The 533-nt window shown below is 47.7% G+C and carries 1 protein-coding gene and 1 pseudogene; both read left to right on the top strand.

Annotated features, from left to right (window positions below; translation table 11 throughout):
- On the top strand, positions 1-369 hold a 369-nt coding region (locus D3P35_RS25990), incomplete at its 5' end, for a KOW domain-containing RNA-binding protein (RefSeq protein WP_157982365.1).
- A pseudogene (gene rps5p / locus D3P35_RS27080) lies at positions 366-533 on the top strand (30S ribosomal protein S5); the annotation flags it as partial. The gene D3P35_RS25990 and the pseudogene rps5p, both read left to right, overlap by 4 nt.

Raw genomic sequence — 533 nt, 5'->3', positions numbered from 1 at the left:
GCTAACCCCCACAAGCCAGCGAGAATGCCGTTCAAAAGGTATGTTGAGATCGGAAGGATCGCCCTCATCAACTACGGTGAAGATTACGGGAAGCTTGTAGTAATCGTGGATGTAATTGACCAGAATCGGGCTCTGGTTGATGCCCCAGATATGGAGCGATCTCAAATGAATTTTAAGAGACTCTCCCTGACAGATATCAAAATTGATATTAAGAGGGTTCCTAAGAAGAAGGAACTGATTGAAGCCATGAAAGCTAGGGAGAAGGTAAGATTCAGTCACTCGAGCAGATTTACCTTCACTCTCTCCCAATCAAGGAGCATCAGATCGTCGATACTCTCATTGGCCCCAGCCTCAAGGATGAGGTCATGAAGATTATGCCTGTGCAGAAACAGACCCGGGCTGGGCAGAGGACTAGGTTTAAGGCCTTCGTTGTCGTCGGCGACAATAATGGCCATGTCGGATTGGGAGTTAAGTGCAGCAAAGAGGTGGCCACTGCTATTCGTGGTTCGATTATATTGGCTAAGTTGTCGGTG

Source organism: Oceanicella sp. SM1341 (assembly GCF_003448965.1).
In the GTDB taxonomy this organism is placed as follows: Bacteria; Pseudomonadota; Alphaproteobacteria; order Rhodobacterales; family Rhodobacteraceae; genus Paroceanicella.
This window is presented reverse-complemented; position numbering and strand designations above follow the sequence as displayed.